14 protein-coding genes are annotated in these 17,947 nt (G+C 74.0%); 7 read left to right on the forward strand and 7 right to left on the reverse strand.

Going from position 1 to position 17,947, the window contains the following annotated elements; all coding sequences use genetic code 11:
* Positions 1 to 2: 2 nt before the first annotated feature.
* Both ACZ7KX_RS02810 and ACZ7KX_RS02815 read left to right on the forward strand, forming a co-directional pair.
* The gene (locus ACZ7KX_RS02810) at positions 3 to 1,871 is read left to right on the forward strand and encodes an endonuclease/exonuclease/phosphatase family protein (protein WP_470324937.1); all 1,869 of its coding nucleotides are present in this window, start codon (positions 3 to 5) and stop codon (positions 1,869 to 1,871) included.
* Between the two features lie 89 nt (positions 1,872 to 1,960).
* A complete protein-coding gene (locus ACZ7KX_RS02815; RefSeq protein WP_470324938.1) occupies positions 1,961 to 2,485 on the forward strand; it encodes a GNAT family N-acetyltransferase in 525 nt (174 codons plus the stop codon).
* A 59-nt stretch (positions 2,486 to 2,544) separates the two neighbouring features.
* Here ACZ7KX_RS02815 and ACZ7KX_RS02820 read toward each other — a convergent pair whose 3' ends face one another.
* The 7 genes from ACZ7KX_RS02820 to ACZ7KX_RS02850 form a co-directional block, all read right to left on the reverse strand.
* The gene (locus ACZ7KX_RS02820; protein ID WP_470324939.1) at positions 2,545 to 4,941 is read right to left on the reverse strand and encodes an ATP-binding cassette domain-containing protein; all 2,397 of its coding nucleotides are present in this window, start codon (positions 4,939 to 4,941) and stop codon (positions 2,545 to 2,547) included.
* 234 nt (positions 4,942 to 5,175) lie between these two features.
* Complete coding sequence (locus ACZ7KX_RS02825; protein WP_470324940.1) at positions 5,176 to 5,589, reverse strand: VOC family protein; 414 nt, start codon at positions 5,587 to 5,589, stop codon at positions 5,176 to 5,178.
* A gap of 139 nt (positions 5,590 to 5,728) precedes the next feature.
* On the reverse strand, positions 5,729 to 6,049 hold the full coding sequence (locus ACZ7KX_RS02830) for a hypothetical protein (RefSeq protein ID WP_470324941.1): 321 nt from the start codon (positions 6,047 to 6,049) through the stop codon (positions 5,729 to 5,731).
* A 79-nt stretch (positions 6,050 to 6,128) separates the two neighbouring features.
* Positions 6,129 to 6,356 (reverse strand): hypothetical protein, encoded by a 228-nt coding sequence (locus tag ACZ7KX_RS02835; RefSeq protein WP_470324942.1) that lies wholly within the window; start codon positions 6,354 to 6,356, stop codon positions 6,129 to 6,131.
* A gap of 79 nt (positions 6,357 to 6,435) precedes the next feature.
* Positions 6,436 to 6,693, reverse strand: a complete 258-nt coding sequence (locus ACZ7KX_RS02840; protein ID WP_470324943.1) for a hypothetical protein — start codon at positions 6,691 to 6,693, stop codon at positions 6,436 to 6,438.
* 30 nt (positions 6,694 to 6,723) lie between these two features.
* Positions 6,724 to 6,915: a hypothetical protein gene (locus ACZ7KX_RS02845; protein WP_470324944.1), complete on the reverse strand. Its 192-nt coding sequence runs from the start codon at positions 6,913 to 6,915 to the stop codon at positions 6,724 to 6,726.
* An 86-nt stretch (positions 6,916 to 7,001) separates the two neighbouring features.
* A complete protein-coding gene (locus tag ACZ7KX_RS02850; RefSeq protein ID WP_470324945.1) occupies positions 7,002 to 9,485 on the reverse strand; it encodes a cyanobactin maturation protease PatG family protein in 2,484 nt (827 codons plus the stop codon).
* 597 nt (positions 9,486 to 10,082) lie between these two features.
* Here ACZ7KX_RS02850 and ACZ7KX_RS02855 point away from each other — a divergent pair.
* The 5 genes from ACZ7KX_RS02855 (at position 10,083) to ACZ7KX_RS02875 (ending at position 17,644) form a co-directional block, all read left to right on the forward strand.
* A complete protein-coding gene (locus tag ACZ7KX_RS02855; protein ID WP_470324946.1) occupies positions 10,083 to 10,796 on the forward strand; it encodes an AfsR/SARP family transcriptional regulator in 714 nt (237 codons plus the stop codon).
* 147 nt (positions 10,797 to 10,943) lie between these two features.
* Positions 10,944 to 12,809, forward strand: a complete 1,866-nt coding sequence (locus ACZ7KX_RS02860; RefSeq protein ID WP_470324947.1) for an acyclic terpene utilization AtuA family protein — start codon at positions 10,944 to 10,946, stop codon at positions 12,807 to 12,809.
* Positions 12,806 to 14,404: an acyl-CoA carboxylase subunit beta gene (locus ACZ7KX_RS02865; protein ID WP_470324948.1), complete on the forward strand. Its 1,599-nt coding sequence runs from the start codon at positions 12,806 to 12,808 to the stop codon at positions 14,402 to 14,404. The genes ACZ7KX_RS02860 and ACZ7KX_RS02865 overlap by 4 nt, the downstream gene beginning before the upstream one ends.
* A gap of 40 nt (positions 14,405 to 14,444) precedes the next feature.
* Positions 14,445 to 16,457: an acetyl/propionyl/methylcrotonyl-CoA carboxylase subunit alpha gene (locus tag ACZ7KX_RS02870; RefSeq protein ID WP_470324949.1), complete on the forward strand. Its 2,013-nt coding sequence runs from the start codon at positions 14,445 to 14,447 to the stop codon at positions 16,455 to 16,457.
* A 14-nt stretch (positions 16,458 to 16,471) separates the two neighbouring features.
* Entirely contained in the window at positions 16,472 to 17,644 is a 1,173-nt protein-coding gene (locus ACZ7KX_RS02875; RefSeq protein WP_470324950.1) for an acyl-CoA dehydrogenase family protein, read from the forward strand.
* Positions 17,645 to 17,947: the final 303 nt, after the last annotated feature.

Below are 17,947 nucleotides of genomic sequence, written 5' to 3' on the forward strand. Positions count from 1 at the left end.
AGGTGACCACTGCCCCCGCACCCCGCCCGCGTCGGACCCTGCTGCGCGCCGCGCTCGTCCCGGCCTCGCTGGCCGCGTCGCTGGTGCTCGTCCCGCTCCCGGTGGCCAACGCCGCCGGCGCGGCCACCCCCGCCCCGACCGAGGCCGGCCCGCTGCGGATCCACGACATCCAGGGCACCACCCGGATATCCCCGCAGGCCGGCAAGCCCGTCACCGGCGTGCCCGGCACCGTCACCGGCGTGCGCGCGTACGGCAGTTCCAAGGGCTTCTGGATCCAGGACCCGAACCCGGACGCCGACCCGGCCACCAGCGAGGGCATCTTCGTCTTCACCGGCGGCAACCCGACCGTCAAGGTCGGCGACTCGGTGCTGGTGAGCGGCAAGATCACCGAGTACTACCCGAGCCTCTCCGGCGGCTCGCAGTCCGTCACCGAGATCTCCGCCCCCGGCATCACCGTCGTCTCCTCCGGCAACCCGCTGCCCGCCCCGGTCGTCGTCGACACCCGCAACATCCCCGGCACGTACTCCCCGGCGGCCGGCGCCGACGGCACCATCGAGGGCGGCAAGCTCGACCCGGAGAAGTACACCCTGGACTTCTACGAGTCCCTGGAGGGCATGCTCGTCCAGGTCAAGGACGTCCGGGTGATCCAGGCGACCGACAAGTACAACGAGCTGTGGGTCGCCGCCGACCGCCAGGACCAGCGCAGCAAGCGCGGCGGCGTCCTGTACGAGTCCTACCGCGAGCCCAACGTCGGCCGCCTGATGATCCAGCAGCTCGCCCCGGTCTCCCAGCAGCCCTTCCCGGTGGCCAACGTCGGCGACGAGCTGACCGGCACCACCACCGGCCCGCTGGACTACAACAACTTCGGCGGCTACACCCTCGTCGCCGGCACCATGGGCACCCTGAAGGACAACCACCTCCAGCGCGAGGTCACCGCCCAGGCGAGCGACCGCGAACTCACCCTCGCCACGTACAACGTGGAGAACCTTGCCCCGAACAACCCGGACTCCAAGTTCGCCGAGCTGGCCCAGGGCATCGTCACCAACCTGCGCTCGCCCGACGTCGTCGCCCTGGAGGAGATCCAGGACGACAACGGCTCCAAGAACGACGGCACCGTCGACGCGAGCCAGACCGTCGCCAAGTTCATCGCCGCGATCAAGGCGGCCGGCGGCCCGGCCTACGACTGGCGCTCGATCGACCCGCAGGACGGCAAGGACGGCGGCGAGCCCGGCGGCAACATCCGCCAGGTCTTCCTGTTCAACCCGCAGCGGGTCTCCTTCACCGACATCGCGGGCGGCGGCACCACCACCGCCGTCGGCGTCACCGGCACCGGCGACGCCACCGCGCTGACCGCCTCCCCCGGCCGCATCGAGCCGAACGACGACGCGTGGGCCAACAGCCGCAAGCCGCTGGTCGGCCAGTTCGTCTTCCGCGGCCAGAAGGTCTTCGTGATCGCCAACCACTTCAACAGCAAGGGCGGCGACCAGGGCATCGACAGCCGGTTCCAGCAGCCGACCCGCAGCTCCGAGGTGCAGCGGCTCAAGCAGGCCACCGTCGAGCAGGCCTTCGTCGCCCAGCTGCTGGCCGCCGACAAGGAGGCCAAGGTCGTCTCCCTCGGCGACTTCAACGACTACCAGTTCTCGCCCGCGCTGGCCGCGCTCACCAAGGGCGGCGTGCTGCGCGACCTGGTGAACGAGCTGCCGGAGACCGAGCAGTACTCCTACGTCTACCAGGGCAACTCGCAGGTGCTGGACCACATCCTGGTCAGCCCCGAGGTCGGCTACGCCAAGTACGACGTGGTGCACATCAACTCCGAGTTCGCCCAGCAGGCGAGCGACCACGACCCGCAGGTGGTCCGCATCAAGCCGTAGTCCGCGAGACGGCTATCCTGCCTCCGCCACCGGTGACCACCGGTGGCGGAGGCAGCGTCGTGTGACGCGTCGGGCTGACGGGGGAGAACGTGCAGTACCGGATCGAGCGGATCGGCCGCGAGGACTGGCAGCAGCTGCGGAAGGTACGCCTCGCCCAACTCCTCGACACTCCCATGGCGTTCGGCGAGACCCACGAGTACGCGAGCTACCAGGGCGAGGGCAACTGGCGGGCCCGGACGGACTGGGTCAACGAGCCCGACAAGGTCGGCCTGGTCGCGGTCGACCCGGAGGGGGAGTGGGTCGGCACCATGCTGTCGACCGCCAGCAAGGACCGGGCCGACGCCGTCGACCTGATCGGCGTCTGGGTGGACCCGGCGCACCGCGGCCGCGAGCGCGGCGTCGCCGACGCCATGCTGGACGCGGTCCTCGCCTGGGCGCGCGGCCGGGGCGCCGACGTCGTGCTGCTCGGCGTGCACGAGGCGAACCCCCGCGCCGCGGCCTTCTACCTGCGGCGCGGGTTCGCGTACACCGGCGGCGAGACGCCCTACGTGCTGGACACGTCGGCGCGGATCCTGGAGATGGCCCTGCCGCTGGAGCCGTCCGACACGCCCTGACCGACGTACGCCGTCGGCTGACCGACGTACGCCGTCGGCTGACCGACGTACGCCGCCGGCTAACCGACGTACGCCGCCAGGGCCTCGCCGGTCGGCGTGGAGCGGGCGGCGACCAGGTCGGCCGGGGTGCCCTCGAAGACCACCCGCCCGCCGTCGTGCCCGGCGCCTGGGCCGAGGTCGATGATCCAGTCGGCGTGCGCCATGACCGCCGGGTGGTGCTCGATCACGATCACCGACTTGCCGGACTCGACCAGCCGGTCCAGCAGCCCGAGCAGCTGCTCGACGTCGGCCAGGTGCAGGCCGGTGGTCGGCTCGTCCAGGACGTAGACGCCGCCCTTGTCCGCCATGTGGGTGGCCAGCTTGAGCCGCTGTCGCTCACCGCCGGAGAGCGTGGTGAGCGGCTGGCCGAGGCTGACGTAGCCCAGCCCGACGTCCGCCAGCCGCTCCAGGATCCGGTGGGCGGCCGGGAGCGCGGCCTCGCCCGAACCGAAGAACTCCTCGGCCTCGGTCACCGACATCGCCAGCACCTCGGCGATGTCCCGGCCGCCCAGCCGGTACTCCAGCACGGCCGGCTGGTACCGCTTGCCCTCGCAGTCCTCGCAGGTGCTGGCCACCCCGGCCATCATCGCCAGGTCGGTGAAGACCACCCCGGCGCCGTTGCAGGTCGGGCAGGCACCCTCGGAGTTGGCGCTGAACAGGGCCGGCTTGACGCCGTTGGACTTGGCGAAGGCCTTCCGGATCGGCTCCAGCAGCCCGGTGTAGGTGGCCGGGTTGCTTCGCCGCGACCCCTTGATCGCGCCCTGGTCGACCGAGACCACGCCCTCGCCGGCCGCCCCCGACCGTCGACCCAGCGAGCCGTGGATCAGCGAGCTCTTGCCGGAGCCGGCCACTCCCGTCACCACGGTGAGCACCCCGAGCGGGACGTCCACGTCCACGTCCCGCAGGTTGTGGGTGTCCGCGCCCCGGATCTCCAGCTTCCCGGTGGGCCTGCGCACGTTCTCCCGCAGCGGCGCCCGGTCGGCCAGGTGGCGGCCGGTGACGGTGCCGCTGGTCCGCAGCCCCTCGACGCCGCCCTCGTAACAGACCGAGCCGCCGGCCGTCCCGGCACCGGGGCCGAGGTCGACCACGTGGTCGGCGATCGCGATGGTCTGCGGCTTGTGCTCGACCACCAGCACCGTGTTGCCCTTGTCGCGCAGGCGCAGCAGCAGCTTGTTCATCCGGTCGATGTCGTGCGGGTGCAGGCCGGTGGTGGGCTCGTCGAAGACGTACGTGGTGTCGGTGAGCGAGGAGCCGAGGTGGCGGATCATCTTGACCCGCTGCGCCTCGCCGCCGGAGAGCGTGCCCGCCGGGCGGTCCAGCGAGAGGTAGCCGAGGCCGATCTCCACGAAGGAGTCGAGGGTCTGCCGCAGGGTGGTGAGCAGCGGCGTCACCGAGGGCTCGTCGAGTTTGCGCACCCAGTCGGCGAGGTCGGTGATCTGCATCGCGCAGGCGTCGGCGATGCTGATGCCCGCGATCCTGGAGGAGCGGGCGGCCTCGCTGAGCCGGGTGCCCCCGCAGTCGGGGCAGGCGGTGAAGGTGACGGCTCGCTCCACGAAGGCCCGGATGTGCGGCTGCAGGGCGTCCTTGTCCTTGGACAGCATCGACTTCTGGATCTTGGGGATCAGGCCCTCGTAGGTGAGGTTGACGCCCTTGACCTTGACCTTGGTCGGCTCCCGGTGGAGGAAGTCCTCCAGTTCCTTACCGGTGTACTCGCGGATCGGCTTGTCCGGGTCGAGGAAGCCGGAGTTGGCGTACACGCCGACCGTCCACCAGCTGTCGGTCTTCCAGCCGGGGATGGTGATCGCGCCCTCGGCGATCGACTTGCTGTCGTCGTACAGCTGCGTCAGGTCGATGTCGGAGACGCTGCCCCGGCCGTCGCAGCGCGGGCACATGCCGCCGGTGATGCTGAAGCTGCGGCGCTCCTTGACGGTCTTGCCGGCGCGCTCGACGGTGACGGCGCCCGCCCCGCTGATCGAGGGGACGTTGAAGGAGAAGGCCTTGGGCGAGCCGATGTGCGGCGTGCCGAGTCGGCTGAAGAGGATGCGCAGCATCGCGTTGGCGTCGGTGGCGGTGCCCACGGTGGAGCGCGGGTCGGCGCCCATCCGCTGCTGGTCGACGATGATCGCGGTGGTCAGGCCCTCCAGGACGTCCACCTCGGGGCGGGCCAGGGAGGGCATGAAGCCCTGGACGAAGGCGCTGTAGGTCTCGTTGATCAGCCGCTGGGACTCGGCGGCGATGGTGTCGAACACCAGCGAGCTCTTGCCCGAGCCGGACACGCCGGTGAACACCGTCAGCCGGCGCTTGGGGATGTCGACGCTGACGTCCTTGAGGTTGTTCTCGCGTGCGCCGTGGACGCGGATCAGGTCATGGCTGTCGGCGGCGTGCGGCGCGGGGTGCGCGTCCGTCCTCTTGGGCATCGTGTCGTCTCTCCCTGTCGATCGGGCGGGCCCGTCCCCGCGGCCACGGTCGGCGGTCCCCTCGATCCAACCAGAGTCGAGGGGGTCCGGTCCGGCCGATGGCGCGGGAGCGGGCCCGGCGGGCTGTGGCGGGTGCCGACCCGGCGGGCCGGCGAGCCGGCGGGTCGGCGGTGCGGCGGCCGTGCGGGTCGGCGGTGCGGCGGCCGTGCGGTGCGGCGGTTCGCCGGCGGTGGCTCAGCGCACCTCGTTGAACCGGATCAGGTTGCCCGCCGGGTCGCGGAAGGCGCAGTCGCGCGCCCCCCACTGCTGCTCGGCCGGCTCCTGCACCAGCTCGGCGCCGCCGGACTTCAGCCGGTCGAAGACGCCGTCCAGGTCGGCGGTGCCGAGGACGAGCCGGGCGTAGGTGCCCTTCGCCATCATCTCGGTGATGGTCCTGCGCTCGTCCTCGGTGACGCCCGGGTCGATCGCCGGCGGCTCCAGGACGAGGGAGACGCCGGGCTGGTCCGCGGGGCCGACGGTGATCCAGCGCATCGCACCGCCGCCGACGTCCTTGCGGACCTCGAAGCCGAGCAGGTCGCGGTAGAACGCGAGGGAGGCCTCGGGGTCGGTGTGCGGGAGGAAGGTCCAGTGAATGGTGATGTCGCTCATGACCGCAACGCTAGGCGCGGGCCCGCGCCGGGTGCTTCTCCGAAACTGATCGGTCCGATCGCCCGGTCGCGGCACGGGCTCCTGCCCGGGCCCCCGGGCAGGAGCCGGGGGCCCGGGCGGGGTGCCGGGTGGCGAGGGATCAGCGGCGCCCGCCGATCACCGGCGGTGGGGGCGGCAGGCAGCCCGGGGTGGGCCGTCCACCGCACGTCCACGGGGCCGGATCGCCGGGTGGGGCACCGAACAGTCCGCCGGGGCCGTCCAGCAGGACGGGGAGCGCCGTCGTCCCCGCCGTGGAGCCGCCCGGGCCGCCGAGGGCGGCCGGCAGGGGCTTCGCCGGCCCGTGCTGCACGGCGACGATGGCGTCCCCCTCGGCGGGGGTCCGGTCGCCGAACGGCTTGAGGTCGGGCTGGTAGGGGATCCTGCGGTCGATCGGCGGTAGTTGTGGCGGGTCGTGACGCATGGTTCCGCCTCTCTGGATTCATCCGCGTTCCGGTCGGCGACAGGGCTCCGGGCCCTGCCGCCGGTGTGGGGAACGCCGTTCAGAAGATGCCTCCGAGGATGCCTCCGAGGCCCGGGACCACGGTCTTGGCCACCTTGCCCAGCCCGCTGACGAGGTCGCCCAGGCTGAAGTCGGCCTCGACGCCGGGGGCGGCGCCGAGCGCTCCGCCGCCGGTGCCGGTGCGGTCGACCGGCGGGGCCAGCCGCGGGAGCTGCGGCCCGGGCGTGGGCAGCCCGGTCGCTTCGTGCATGCCTTCGTTGATCATCATCCTTCTCCTTCCGGGTGGTTCCCGCCGCCTCCCACCGCCGTTCACGTGCAGGAGGCGGCGGCCGCCGGGAGCGCGGGCGTCAGCTGAACCAGCCCGCGATGGTGCTGCCGATGCTGCTGATCGTGTCGCCGATCTGGTCGTAGGGCAGGTCGGGCAGGCCGACGTAGGGGTCGAGCGTCTTGCCGAGGTACTCCAGTGCCCCGATGCTCGGCGCCACGCCGCCACCGGCGGCGCCGCCCGGCCCGTGCCCGGCCCGCAGGACGGGCGGGGCCAGCCGGGGGATCCGTGGAGCCGGCGGCTGGAACGCCGTGGGGGCTGCCAGGGGCTGGTCGGTCATCACGGTCTCCTTCCTCAGGTGTCGGACCGGTCAGGTGCCGTACTGCGCCGCGTAGCACATCTGCCGGGCCAGGCCCGGCATGCCGGCGCACGGGGAGAGGGCCGCTCGGACCCCCGGGCCGGTCCGTTGGTGGGCGGGCTCCCCGGGGTCGTCCCGGCGGACGGGCCGGGCCTGGGCGGGGAGCGCGGGGGCGGGCTTGGGGAGCCCGTCGGGGGCGTTCATCGTGGTCCTCCTCCTCGTGGGGGGCTGCCGTGCGGTCGTCCCGGACCCCGTTCGGGGCCCGCGTCGCGGACGCGACCGTGTCCGGCTCAGTCGAGGAACTGGTGGGTCGGCGCCAGGCTGACCGGCATCTCGTCGCTGACGTCGATGGTGAAGAGCCAGGTCACCCGGGCCCTGCGGTCGTTCTCCGGGTCGAAGAACCGGACCGTGACGTCCTGGCAGTCCGATCCCATCCGGCAGTACGGGCTCTTCGTGACGCTGATGGATTCGAGCGTGTACAGCCGGTCGCCCGGTCCGGGCACGTGCTTGGCGGCGAGCATGCCCGCGCTGATCTGGCTGCCGAACAGGAACGCGTTGGTTCCGGCGTAGTTGAGGGCCCGGTCGGCGGAGCTCTGGCCGAGGTTGCGGAACTGGTAGTAGATCTTGTCGAGGAACGCGCGGACGGTCGTGCGGATCGCCGTCTCGTCGACCGTGATCTTGCGTGCCTTGGTGTCGTCCTCCACGGCCTTCAGCACCTCCTGGGTCAGCAGCGCCTCCGTCCAGGTGTAGAGACCGCGGCTCTTGACCTCGACGACCGGCACGACCTGGCCCGAGAACAGCCGGACGCTGCGGTCGGTCAGCCGACCGGGTATCGAGACCCTGGAGACGTACGTCGGGTCGCTCGTGCCCTGGGCCTGGCCGAGCAGGGCGTCCCGGAGCGTGCGGTACACCGTGGAGACCGGCGGGGAGGCGATCCGGAGCAGGACCTGGACGAGCTCGTCGGGTCGGCCGGCCAGCTGCTGCAGCCGGGCGGAGTCGAAGGACGGGTCGAGGATCGGCGCGCTCCAGTCCATCCCCGCAGCGGGCTCCGCCTCCAGCGCGTAGAGCGGGGTGCCGTCCATGGTCAGCGTCCAGGTGACCTTGTCGGACGCCCAGGGGTTCTGGACCAGGTAGCCGTACAGCTGCCGGGCGTCGTAGGGGTTGGCGGGCGCCTCGGTCGGACGGCCGTCCGGGGTGGGCGCGCCGGCGACCGGGCTCATCAGTTGGCGGAAGCTGTCCCGGCGGGCTTCGGTGAGGAAGTCGACGCCGACCTGTCCGATCGCGTAGACGAGCGGGCGGTCGTTGGTGGACGCGCACGAGGGGCGCACGCCGCCGCCGACCGCGGGCGCCGGCCGGGCGGGTTCCGCGAGGGGCGGGGCGGAGGCCTGGACCGGCGGCGGGAGCGGCTGGGCGGCCGACTGGGCGGCCGGGGCGGAGGCGGGGGCGCCGGTGCCCGGCCCGGCCGACTCGGGGCCGCCGCCCTGACAGCGGCAGGCACCGGGGGCCGGGGGCGCCGGCGGAGTGGCACCGACCGCGGTCGCACCGGCGGGCGCGAGTCCGGCCGGTTCCGGTACCGGCGGCGTGGGGAGGACGGAGCCGGCCGGTTCGCCGACCGGGCCGCCCGCACCCGCGGGGACGGGCGCGGCGGCCGGGACGGAGGCCCGCTGCTGTGCGGTGACGACGGAGGCGCTCTCGGTATCCATGGTGGTGACTTCCTCGTACTGGTCGGACGAGCCGGAGGGGAGGGCTCCGGCCGGGGCTGCGTCGGCAGCGCGGGCCTCGGACCCGGGGGAGGGCCGGACGACGGGCGCGGCGGCCTCGACGCCGGCCGTGACCGGCTCCTGATGACCGGTCACATCACCCCGGACGACGAGCCGGTACGCCCGGGCGGCGTCGAGCCGCCCGGCCAGCCGGCGCCGGCAGTCGGGGGCGTCGACGGGTTCGCAGGGGACGGCGTCCGCACCGTGCAGCACGGCCCGGCCGGCGGCCTGCGGATCGGCGCCGTGCCCGGTGCGCAGCTGCGCACCGACCAGCAGGGCGGCGACCCCGGACACCAGGGGCGTGGCGAAGCTGCTGCCCGTGAGGGCGATCCGCCCACCGCCCGGAGCGGCCCCCTCGATGTCCTGGCCCGGGGCGAGGACGCCGGTGGCGGCGTAGGCGGAGCTCCAGTTGTTGATCTCCAGCGGCGAACCGTCGGCCGCGGCGGCGCCCACGGCGAGCACCGACGCCACGGCGGCCGGCACCTGTTGGCAGTCGCAGCCGTCGTTGCCGACGGCCGCGACGACCAGGACCCCGCTCTCGTCGCACAGCCGCAACGCGCGCTCCAGCATGCCGTCCGCCTGGGCGTCCTGGCTGCGTTCGCCACCGCTGATGTTGACGATGTGCGCACCCTCCTGCACCGCCCGTTCGACGGCCCGGGCCAGATCCAACTGCGGGACCCGGCCGGCCCCCTCGTCCGTGAAGACCGGGAGGATCAGGCCCCGGCAGCGCGGAACGATCCCGACCACTCCGCTGCCGGGCTGGCCGAACAGGAGGCTCGCGACGTGGGTGCCGTGCAGCGACATCGGGCCGGGCCCGGCCGGCTCCCCGACCAGGGTGTCCAGCCGGGTCAGGTCCGCACCCGCGAAGCAGGGATGGGCGAGGTCGACCGGACCGTCCAGGACGGCGATGCACACCTCGCTGTCGCCCAGCAGGTCGTCGCCCGGCAGGAGCCCGCCGGGCGGGTCGGCGCCCGTCGGCGGCTGCAGGCCCCGCAGGACCGATCTGGCCTCCATGCGGCACCGCCTTCTCGGTGGTTCGGGTCGGGTCGGGGCGCTTCGGGCGCTTCGGGCGCTTCGGGTGCGTCGAGGGCGTCCGGTGCGTCGGGGTGCGCCCCGCCGAGGGGTGCTCCGTGCCGCTTCCGTACGGCGACGCCGCCTTCGGCGCGTGCCGGCCGGTCGCTCCGGTGCGGTGGCCCGCACCGGGTGAAGCCAGCGTCCGCACCGCCCGTCGGGCGGGTGTACGGCGGTCCGTCGCGGGTGCGTGGGTCCGGGCGTCCCCGGGGCGTCGCGCGGCCGTGGCGCGGTGGTCGTCCGGGGTGACGGTCCGCTCCCGGGCCCAACGCTCGGACGGCCGGGGCGAGCTGGTCGCCCGGCGTGCGGGCGGGGCAGGGCGGGGTCGGCCGTGCCACACCGGTGCGATGTTCGGGTGACGCCGGCGCAACGGCCGGGCGACGTCCGCCGACACCTGCGTGGACGGACGGGGGACGGTGTCGGGATCGGGTCGCGACGAGGCGGTGATCGCGCCGCGACGGGGCAGTGCGGCGCCGACGGTCGGACGGGCGGTGCTCCTGACGGGGTGCGAGAATCCGCCGGGGACTGCACAGTGGTGGTGTGTCATGGATTGCTCCGGGCATCAAACTACTACGGGGCTTCGAAGCCACCAGCGCGGGAGAGCGCGTTCCCCTCCCGGTGGGCGCACAGCGCCTGTTGGCGTTCCTGGCCCTGCACAGCGAGGGCGCTTCGCGCGGCACGGTCGCCGAGCAGCTCTGGCCGGACTGCACCCGTTGCCGGGCGGCCGCCAACCTGCGGTCGGCCCTGTACCAGGTGCGGCGGTTCGGCCTGACCCTGGTCGTCGAGAGCGACGGCCGCCGACTGATGCTCTGCGAGGACGTCCGGATCGACCTGTGGCGCGCCTGGGGCAGCGCCCGGCAAGTCGCGGCGGGAGGAGCCCAGTTGCCCGCCGACATCGACCGACTCGTGGACGACCTCGCCGCCGACCTGCTGCCCGACTGGGAGGACGAGTGGCTGGCGCTGCCGCGCGAACGGTGGGGCCAGCTGAGGCTGTACGCGCTGGAGGGCCTGGCCCGCCAACTCTGCGGCGCCGAGCGCTACCTCGCGGCCCTCCAGGCGGCATTGGCCGCCATCGCCATCGACCCGATCCGGGAGACGGCGCACCGGATCGTGATGGAGGTGCACCTCGCCGAGGGCAACATGGCGAGTGCGCTGCGCGCCTACCAGCACTACCGCTCGTTCCTGCAGCGGGAACTCAACGTCGCGCCCTCGGCCAAGATGACCGGCCTGGTGCAGAACCTGCTCGCGCGGTGAACCGCCCGTCCCGAGCGCGGCGGCCGGCGGAATCGGGTGCCTGAAAACAAGCAGGCATGATTGCTTTTTTCTCCGGGCGGTGCCACGCTGCTGCCGGCGGCGCCCGTCCGGGGTCGGCGCCAACTCACCGTCAGGGGAGGCGCCTTGGTGCGCGAACGCACGGTACTGCGGATCGGCAACGCCTCGGGGTTCTACGGGGACCGCTTCGACGCGGTCCGGGAGATGCTCACCGGCGGGCCGCTGGACGTGCTCACCGGGGACTACCTGGCCGAGCTGACCATGCTCATCCTGGCGCGCGACCGGTTGAAGGACCCGGCGCGCGGCTACGCCCGGACCTTCCTGCGGCAGATGGAGGAGTGCCTCGGGCTGGCCCGCGAGCGCGGCGTGCGGATCGTGGTGAACGCGGGTGGCCTCAACCCGGCGCGGCTCGCCGACGACCTGCGCGCACTGGCGCGGCGCCTGGGTGTCGAGGCGGCCGTCGCGCACGTCGAGGGCGACGACCTGCTGCCGCGCCGGGAGGAACTCGGCCTGCCGGAAGGACTGTTGGCCGCCCATGCCTACCTCGGCGGCTTCGGCATCGCGGCCTGCCTGCGGGAGGGCGCGGACGTGGTGGTCACCGGCCGGGTCACCGACGCCGCGCTGGTCGTCGGCCCCGGCATCGCCCAGTTCGGCTGGACCCCGGACGACCTCGACGCCCTCGCCGGGGCGGTGGTCGCCGGACACGTCCTGGAGTGCGGCGCCCAGGCGACCGGCGGCAACTACGCGTTCTTCCGCGAGCACGACGTGACCCACCCCGGCTTCCCGATCGCCGAACTGCACGCCGACGGCTCCAGTGTGATCACCAAGCACCCGGGCACCGGCGGCGCCGTCACCACCGGCACCGTCACCGCCCAACTCCTGTACGAGACCGGCGGATCCCACTACCTCGGCCCGGACGTCACCGCCCGGCTGGACACCGTCCGGCTCACCGGGCAGGGCCCGGACCGGGTCCGGATCGACCCGGTCCGGGGCGAGGCGCCGCCGGCCACGCTCAAGGTGGGCCTCAACGCCCTCGGCGGCCACCACAACGAGGTGGTGTTCGTCCTCACCGGCCTGGACATCGAGGCCAAGGCGGCACTGGTGCAACGGCAGTTCGCCGAGGCGCTGCCGCCCGCGGCCCGCCCCGCCGAACTGCGCTGGACGCTGGCCCGCACCGACCACCCCGACGCCCCGACCGAGGAGACCGCCTCGGCCCTGCTGCGGCTGACCGCCCGAGACCCCGACCCGGCCAAGGTGGGCCGTGAACTCGGCAAGGCCGCGGTGGAGTTGGGACTGGCCGGGTACCCCGGCTTCCACCTCACCGCCCCGCCGGGACCGGGCGCGCCGTACGGGGTGTTCACCGCCGCGTACGTCGACGCCAAGGCCGTCGAGCACACCGCCGTACTGCCGGACGGTCGCCGGATCGCCGTCCCGCCCGCGCCGGTCACCGGCCATCCGGTGTCGGCCGGACTTCCGCTGCCCGAGCCGGAGTTGCCCGAGCCGCTGCCCGACGGGCCCACCCGGCGGGCTCCCCTCGGCCTGGTGGCCGGCGCCCGCAGCGGTGACAAGGGCGGTGATGCCAACCTGGGCGTCTGGGCCCGTACCGAGGACGGCTGGCGCTGGCTCGTGCACACCCTCACCGTGTCGCGGCTGCGCGAACTCCTGCCCGAGACCGCCGAGTCGGACATCACCCGGCATGTGCTGCCGAACCTGCGCGCGGTCAACTTCACCCTCACCGGTCTGCTCGGCCAGGGCGTCGCCGCCCGCCACCGCTTCGATCCCCAGGCCAAGGCGCTGGGCGAGTGGCTGCGCTCCCGTCACCTGGACATCCCGACCTCGCTCCTGAGCCCGACCGAGCTCCCCGGTCCGCTCCCGACCGCGACCACGCTCCCGACCGTGACCACGCTGCCGACCGCGACCACGCTCCTGGCCGCTACCACGACCACGCCCCCGACCCCGGAACCGCTCGCCGACAGCCCGGAGACGCCGCTGTGACCGTCCTGCCCACCCGCGTCGACCCGGCCGGGCCCGAGTACGCCGACCACCGTGCCGCGATGCTCGCCAAGCTCGCCGAGCTGGACGCCGAGCACGCCAAGGCCCTGGCCGGCGGCGGCCCCAAGTACGTGGAACGCCACCGCAAGCGCGGCAAGCTGCTGGCCCGCGAGCGGATCGAGCTGCTGATCGACCCGGACTCGCCGTTCCTGGAGCTGTCCCCGCTGGCAGCCTGGGGCAGCGACCACCCGGTCGGCGCCGCGCTGGTCACCGGCATCGGCGTGATCGAGGGCGTCGAGTGCGTGATCACCGCCAACGACCCCACCGTGCGCGGCGGCGCCAGCAACCCCTGGACGCTGCGCAAGGCCCTGCGGGCCAACGAGATCGCGCTGCAGAACCGCCTGCCGCTGGTGAACCTGGTCGAGTCCGGTGGCGCGGACCTGCCCAGCCAGAAGGAGATCTTCATCCCCGGGGGCGCCCTGTTCCGGGACCTCACCCGGCTGTCCGCCGCCGGAATCCCCACCGTGGCCGTGGTGTTCGGCAACTCCACGGCCGGCGGCGCGTACGTCCCCGGGATGTCCGACCACACCGTGCTGGTGAAGGAGCGGGCCAAGGTGTTCCTCGGCGGACCGCCGCTGGTCAAGATGGCCACCGGCGAGGAGGCCGACGACGAGTCGCTCGGCGGCGCCGAGATGCACGCCCGCACCTCCGGCCTCGCGGACCACTTCGCGGCGGACGAGGCGGACGCGCTGCGGCTGGCCCGCCGGATCGTCGCCCGGCTCGACCACCGCAAGCCCGGCCCGGGCCCCGCCCCGCTCGCCGAGCCGCCGAAGTACGCCGAGGAGGAGCTGCTGGGCATCGTCCCCGGCGACCTCAAGGTGCCCTTCGACCCGCGCGAGGTGATCGCCCGGCTGGTCGACGGCTCGGACTTCGACGAGTTCAAGCCGCTCTACGGCACCAGCCTGGCCACCGGCTGGGCCCGGCTGCACGGCTACCCGGTCGGCGTCCTGGCCAACGCGCAGGGCGTGCTGTTCAGCGCCGAGTCGCAGAAGGCCGCCCAGTTCATCCAGTTGGCCAACCAGCGGAACACCCCGCTGCTGTTCCTGCACAACACCACCGGGTACATGGTCGGCAAGGACTACGAGCAGGGCGGCATCATCAAGCACGGCGCGATGATGATCAACGCCGTCTCCAACTCCACGGTGCCCCACCTGTCCGTCCTGATGGGCGCCTCCTACGGCGCCGGCCACTACGGCATGTGCGGCCGGGCGTACGAGCCGCGCTTCCTGTTCTCGTGGCCGAGCGCCAAGTCCGCCGTGATGGGCCCGCAGCAGCTCGCCGGGGTGCTGTCGATCGTCGCCCGGCAGTCGGCCGCGGCGAAGGGCCAGCCGTACGACGAGGACGCGGACGCGGCGATCCGGGCGATGGTCGAGCAGCAGATCGAGGCCGAGTCGCTGCCGGTGTTCCTGTCCGGCCGCCTCTACGACGACGGTGTGATCGACCCGCGCGACACCCGTACGGTGCTGGGCCTGTGCCTGTCCGCGATCCACAACGCGCCGGTCGAGGGCGCGCGTGGCTACGGCGTCTTCCGCATGTGAGCCGGACCCCTGTGAGCCAGACCCTGTGACGGAGCCACCCATGACTTCCACGACACTGATCGGCAACCTGCTGGTCGCCAACCGGGGCGAGATCGCCCGCCGGGTCTTCCGCACCTGCCGGGAACTCGGCATCGCGACCACCGCCGTCCACTCCGACCCGGACGCCGACGCGCCGCACGTGCGCGAGGCCGACGCGGCCGTCCGCCTGCCCGGTGCGGCGCCCGCCGACACCTATCTGCGGGCCGAGGCGATCGTCCGCGCCGCGCTCGCCGCCGGGGCCGACGCCGTTCACCCCGGCTACGGGTTCCTCTCCGAGGACGCCGGGTTCGCGCAGGCGGTGCTGGACGCCGGCCTGCTCTGGGTCGGCCCGCCGCCGGCCGCGATCGCCGCGATGGGCTCCAAGACGGCCGCCAAACGGCTGATGGCCGAGGCCGGGGTGCCCGTCCTGGGCGCGCTCACCTCGCCCGGCGAGGCCGACCTGCCGCTCCTGGTGAAGGCCGCGGCGGGCGGTGGCGGCCGCGGCATGCGGGTCGTCCGGAGCCTCGCGGACCTGCCCGGCGAGCTGGCGGCCGCCCGGACCGAGGCGGCCAAGGCCTTCGGCTCGGACGAGGTGTTCTGCGAGCGCTACCTGCCCGCCGGGCGGCACGTCGAGGTCCAGCTGCTGGCCGACGCGCACGGCACGGCCTGGGCGGTCGGCGACCGCGACTGCTCGCTGCAGCGACGGCACCAGAAGGTGATCGAGGAGGCCCCGGCCCCCGGCCTCCCGGCAGACGTCCGCGCCGAGCTGCACGCGGCCGCGGTGAGCGCCGCCCGGGCGATCGGCTACGTCGGCGCCGGCACCGCCGAGTTCCTGCTCGCCGAGGACGGCCGGTTCTGGTTCCTGGAGATGAACACCCGCCTCCAGGTCGAGCACCCGGTCACCGAGGCGGTCACCGGGCTGGACCTGGTGGCCCTCCAACTCGCCGTCGCCGAAGGGCGGCAGCTGCCGCCGGAGCCCCCGGCGCTGCGCGGTCACGCGATCGAGGCCCGCCTGTACGCGGAGGACCCGGCCAAGGACTGGCAGCCCGCCACCGGCACCCTGCACTGCCTCGAACTCACCGTGCCGCACCAGGAGTTCACCGGATCAGGGGGCCGAACGGACGCCGGGCCCCGAACGGACGCCGGGGCTCGAACGGACGCCGGGGCCGGACCGGACGCCGGTCTGCGACTGGACTGCGGCGTCGAGGCCGGCAGCGAGATCACCCCGCACTACGACGCGATGCTCGCCAAGGTGATCGCCTGGGCGCCGACCCGCGCGGCCGCCGCCCGCCGGCTGGCCGACGCCCTGGCCCGCGCCCGGATCCACGGGCCCGCCACCAACCGGGAGCTGCTGGTCCGCGCGCTGCGGCACCCGGCCTTCCTGGACGGGCGCCTGCACACCGGCTTCCTCGCCGAGCACGGCGCCGAACTCACCGCGCCGGACACCGGGGGCGTCGAACGCGCGGCCCTGGCCGCCGCCCTCGCCGACGCCGCCGCCCGGCGCACCGCGCTCCCGTCCGGCTGGCGCAACCTGCCCTCCCAGCCGCAGCTCAAGCGCTACCGGGCGGACGACGGCGCCGAGTGCGAGGTCCGCTACCGCCTCACCCGCACCGGCCTGCAGGCCGAGGACCAGCCGGACGTCGAGCTGGTCGAGGCCGGCCCCGACCGGGTCGTGCTGCGCGAGGGCGGGCTGCGCCGCACCTACCGCGTCGCCCGCCACGGCGACCGGGTGTACGTCGACACCCCGGCCGGCGGCACCGCGCTCACCGCGCTCCCGCGCTTCCCCGAGCCCACCGTCGAGACCGACCCCGGCGCCCTGCTCGCCCCGATGCCCGGCACCGTCGTCCGTGTCACCGCCGAGGTCGGGGACGCCGTCACCGCCGGCCAGCCGCTGCTCGTGCTGGAGGCGATGAAGATGGAGCACCGCGTCACCGCCCCGGCCGACGGCGTCCTCGTGGAACTCCGCGCAACCCCCGGCCGACAGGTCGAACTCGGCACCCTGCTGGCCGTCGTCAAGTCCACCCAAGAGGTCTGAGGAAGGACCCCCGCATGTCCGCCATCGGCAGTCAGCTCCTCGAAACCCCCGAACGCCGCGCCCTGCGCCAGGCCGTCGGCGACCTCGGCCGCCGCTACGGCTCCGCCTACTACCTCGCCAAGGCCCGCGCCGGCGAGCCCGCCGACGAGCTGTGGGCGGAGGCCGGCAAGGCCGGCTACCTCGGCGTCAACCTGCCCGCCGAGTACGGCGGCGGAGGCGGCGGCATCACCGACCTCGCCATCGTCCTGGAGGAACTCGGCACCGCCGGCTGCCCGTTGCTGCTGCTCATCGTCTCCCCGGCGATCTGCGGCACGGTGATCGCCCGCTACGGCACCGAGGAGCAGAAGCGGCGCTGGCTGCCCGGCCTCGCCGACGGCAGCCGCCGGATGGCCTTCGGCATCACCGAGCCCGACGCGGGCTCCAACTCGCACCGGATCTCCACCGTCGCCCGCCGCGACGGCGAGGACTGGCTGCTCACCGGCCGCAAGGTGTTCGTCTCCGGCATCGACCACTGCGACGCCGTCCTGTTCGTGGCCCGCACCGAGGACGCGCGGACCGGCAAGCTCAAGCCGTGCCTGTTCGTCGTCCCGCGCGAGACCACGGGGTTCGAGTACCGGGCGATACCGATGGAACTCGTCGCCCCCGAGAAGCAGTTCCAGGTCTTCCTGGACGACGTCCGGCTGCCCGCCGACGCCCTGGTCGGCGACGAGAACGCCGGCCTGCTGCAGCTGTTCGCGGGTCTGAACCCGGAGCGCGTCCTCACCGCCGCGTTCTCGCTCGGCCTGGCCCGCCAGGCTCTCGGCAAGGCCGTCGAGTACGCGAAGACGCGCACCGTCTGGTCCACCCCGATCGGCGCCCACCAGGGCCTGGCACACCCGCTCGCGCAGTGCGCGGTGGAGATCGAGCTGGCCCGGCTGATGACCCAGAAGGCCGGGCTGCTCTACGACGAGGGCGAGGACCTCGCCGCCGGGGAGGCCGCGAACATGGCCAAGTACGCCGCCGGCGAGGCCGCCGCCCGGACCGTCGACCAGGCGGTGCAGACCCTCGGCGGCAACGGCCTCACTCAGGAGTACGGGCTGGGCGCCCTGCTGGCCGCCACCCGGGTCGGCCGGGTCGCCCCGGTCAGCCGCGAGATGGTGCTCAACTACGTCGCCCAGCACACCCTCGGCCTGCCCAAGTCGTACTGAGTCACCGGCCGGGGACGGCCGTGCGAACACCGCGCTGCCGCCCGTACGCGGCGCCCGGGCCGGTGCGGGACGGCCGGCCCGCGGCGGGTGACGGCCCGGTGTGGGTGACGGCCACCGGAGTGGTCTCGCCGGGCCGGCGGCGGGGGAGGGACGGGGGCGCTCCGGGGCCGGGACCGCGCCAGGGGGCGGGCGGGCGTGGTGCGGCGGCGTCCGGGCGGGCGCCCCCGGGAACACACGTGCCACGCGAGTTCCGTCCCCGGTTCCCCACAATGGCCCAGCCTGCCCCCTGACTGTCCGTATGCT

This window comes from Kitasatospora sp. NPDC038210, from assembly GCF_055600605.1.

What these genes read in the sequence shown, in the direction of transcription:
- ACZ7KX_RS02840 (WP_470324943.1), bottom strand. Translation starts at nt 6,693, where the DNA reads ATGACCGACCAGCCCCTGGCAGCCCCCACGGCGTTCCAGCCGCCGGCT.
- ACZ7KX_RS02825 (WP_470324940.1), bottom strand. Translation starts at nt 5,589, where the DNA reads ATGAGCGACATCACCATTCACTGGACCTTCCTCCCGCACACCGACCCC.
- ACZ7KX_RS02820 (WP_470324939.1), bottom strand. Translation starts at nt 4,941, where the DNA reads ATGCCCAAGAGGACGGACGCGCACCCCGCGCCGCACGCCGCCGACAGC.
- ACZ7KX_RS02875 (WP_470324950.1), top strand. Translation starts at nt 16,472, where the DNA reads ATGTCCGCCATCGGCAGTCAGCTCCTCGAAACCCCCGAACGCCGCGCC.
- ACZ7KX_RS02845 (WP_470324944.1), bottom strand. Translation starts at nt 6,915, where the DNA reads ATGAACGCCCCCGACGGGCTCCCCAAGCCCGCCCCCGCGCTCCCCGCC.
- ACZ7KX_RS02870 (WP_470324949.1), top strand. Translation starts at nt 14,445, where the DNA reads ATGACTTCCACGACACTGATCGGCAACCTGCTGGTCGCCAACCGGGGC.
- ACZ7KX_RS02850 (WP_470324945.1), bottom strand. Translation starts at nt 9,485, where the DNA reads ATGGAGGCCAGATCGGTCCTGCGGGGCCTGCAGCCGCCGACGGGCGCC.
- ACZ7KX_RS02830 (WP_470324941.1), bottom strand. Translation starts at nt 6,049, where the DNA reads ATGCGTCACGACCCGCCACAACTACCGCCGATCGACCGCAGGATCCCC.
- ACZ7KX_RS02835 (WP_470324942.1), bottom strand. Translation starts at nt 6,356, where the DNA reads ATGATGATCAACGAAGGCATGCACGAAGCGACCGGGCTGCCCACGCCC.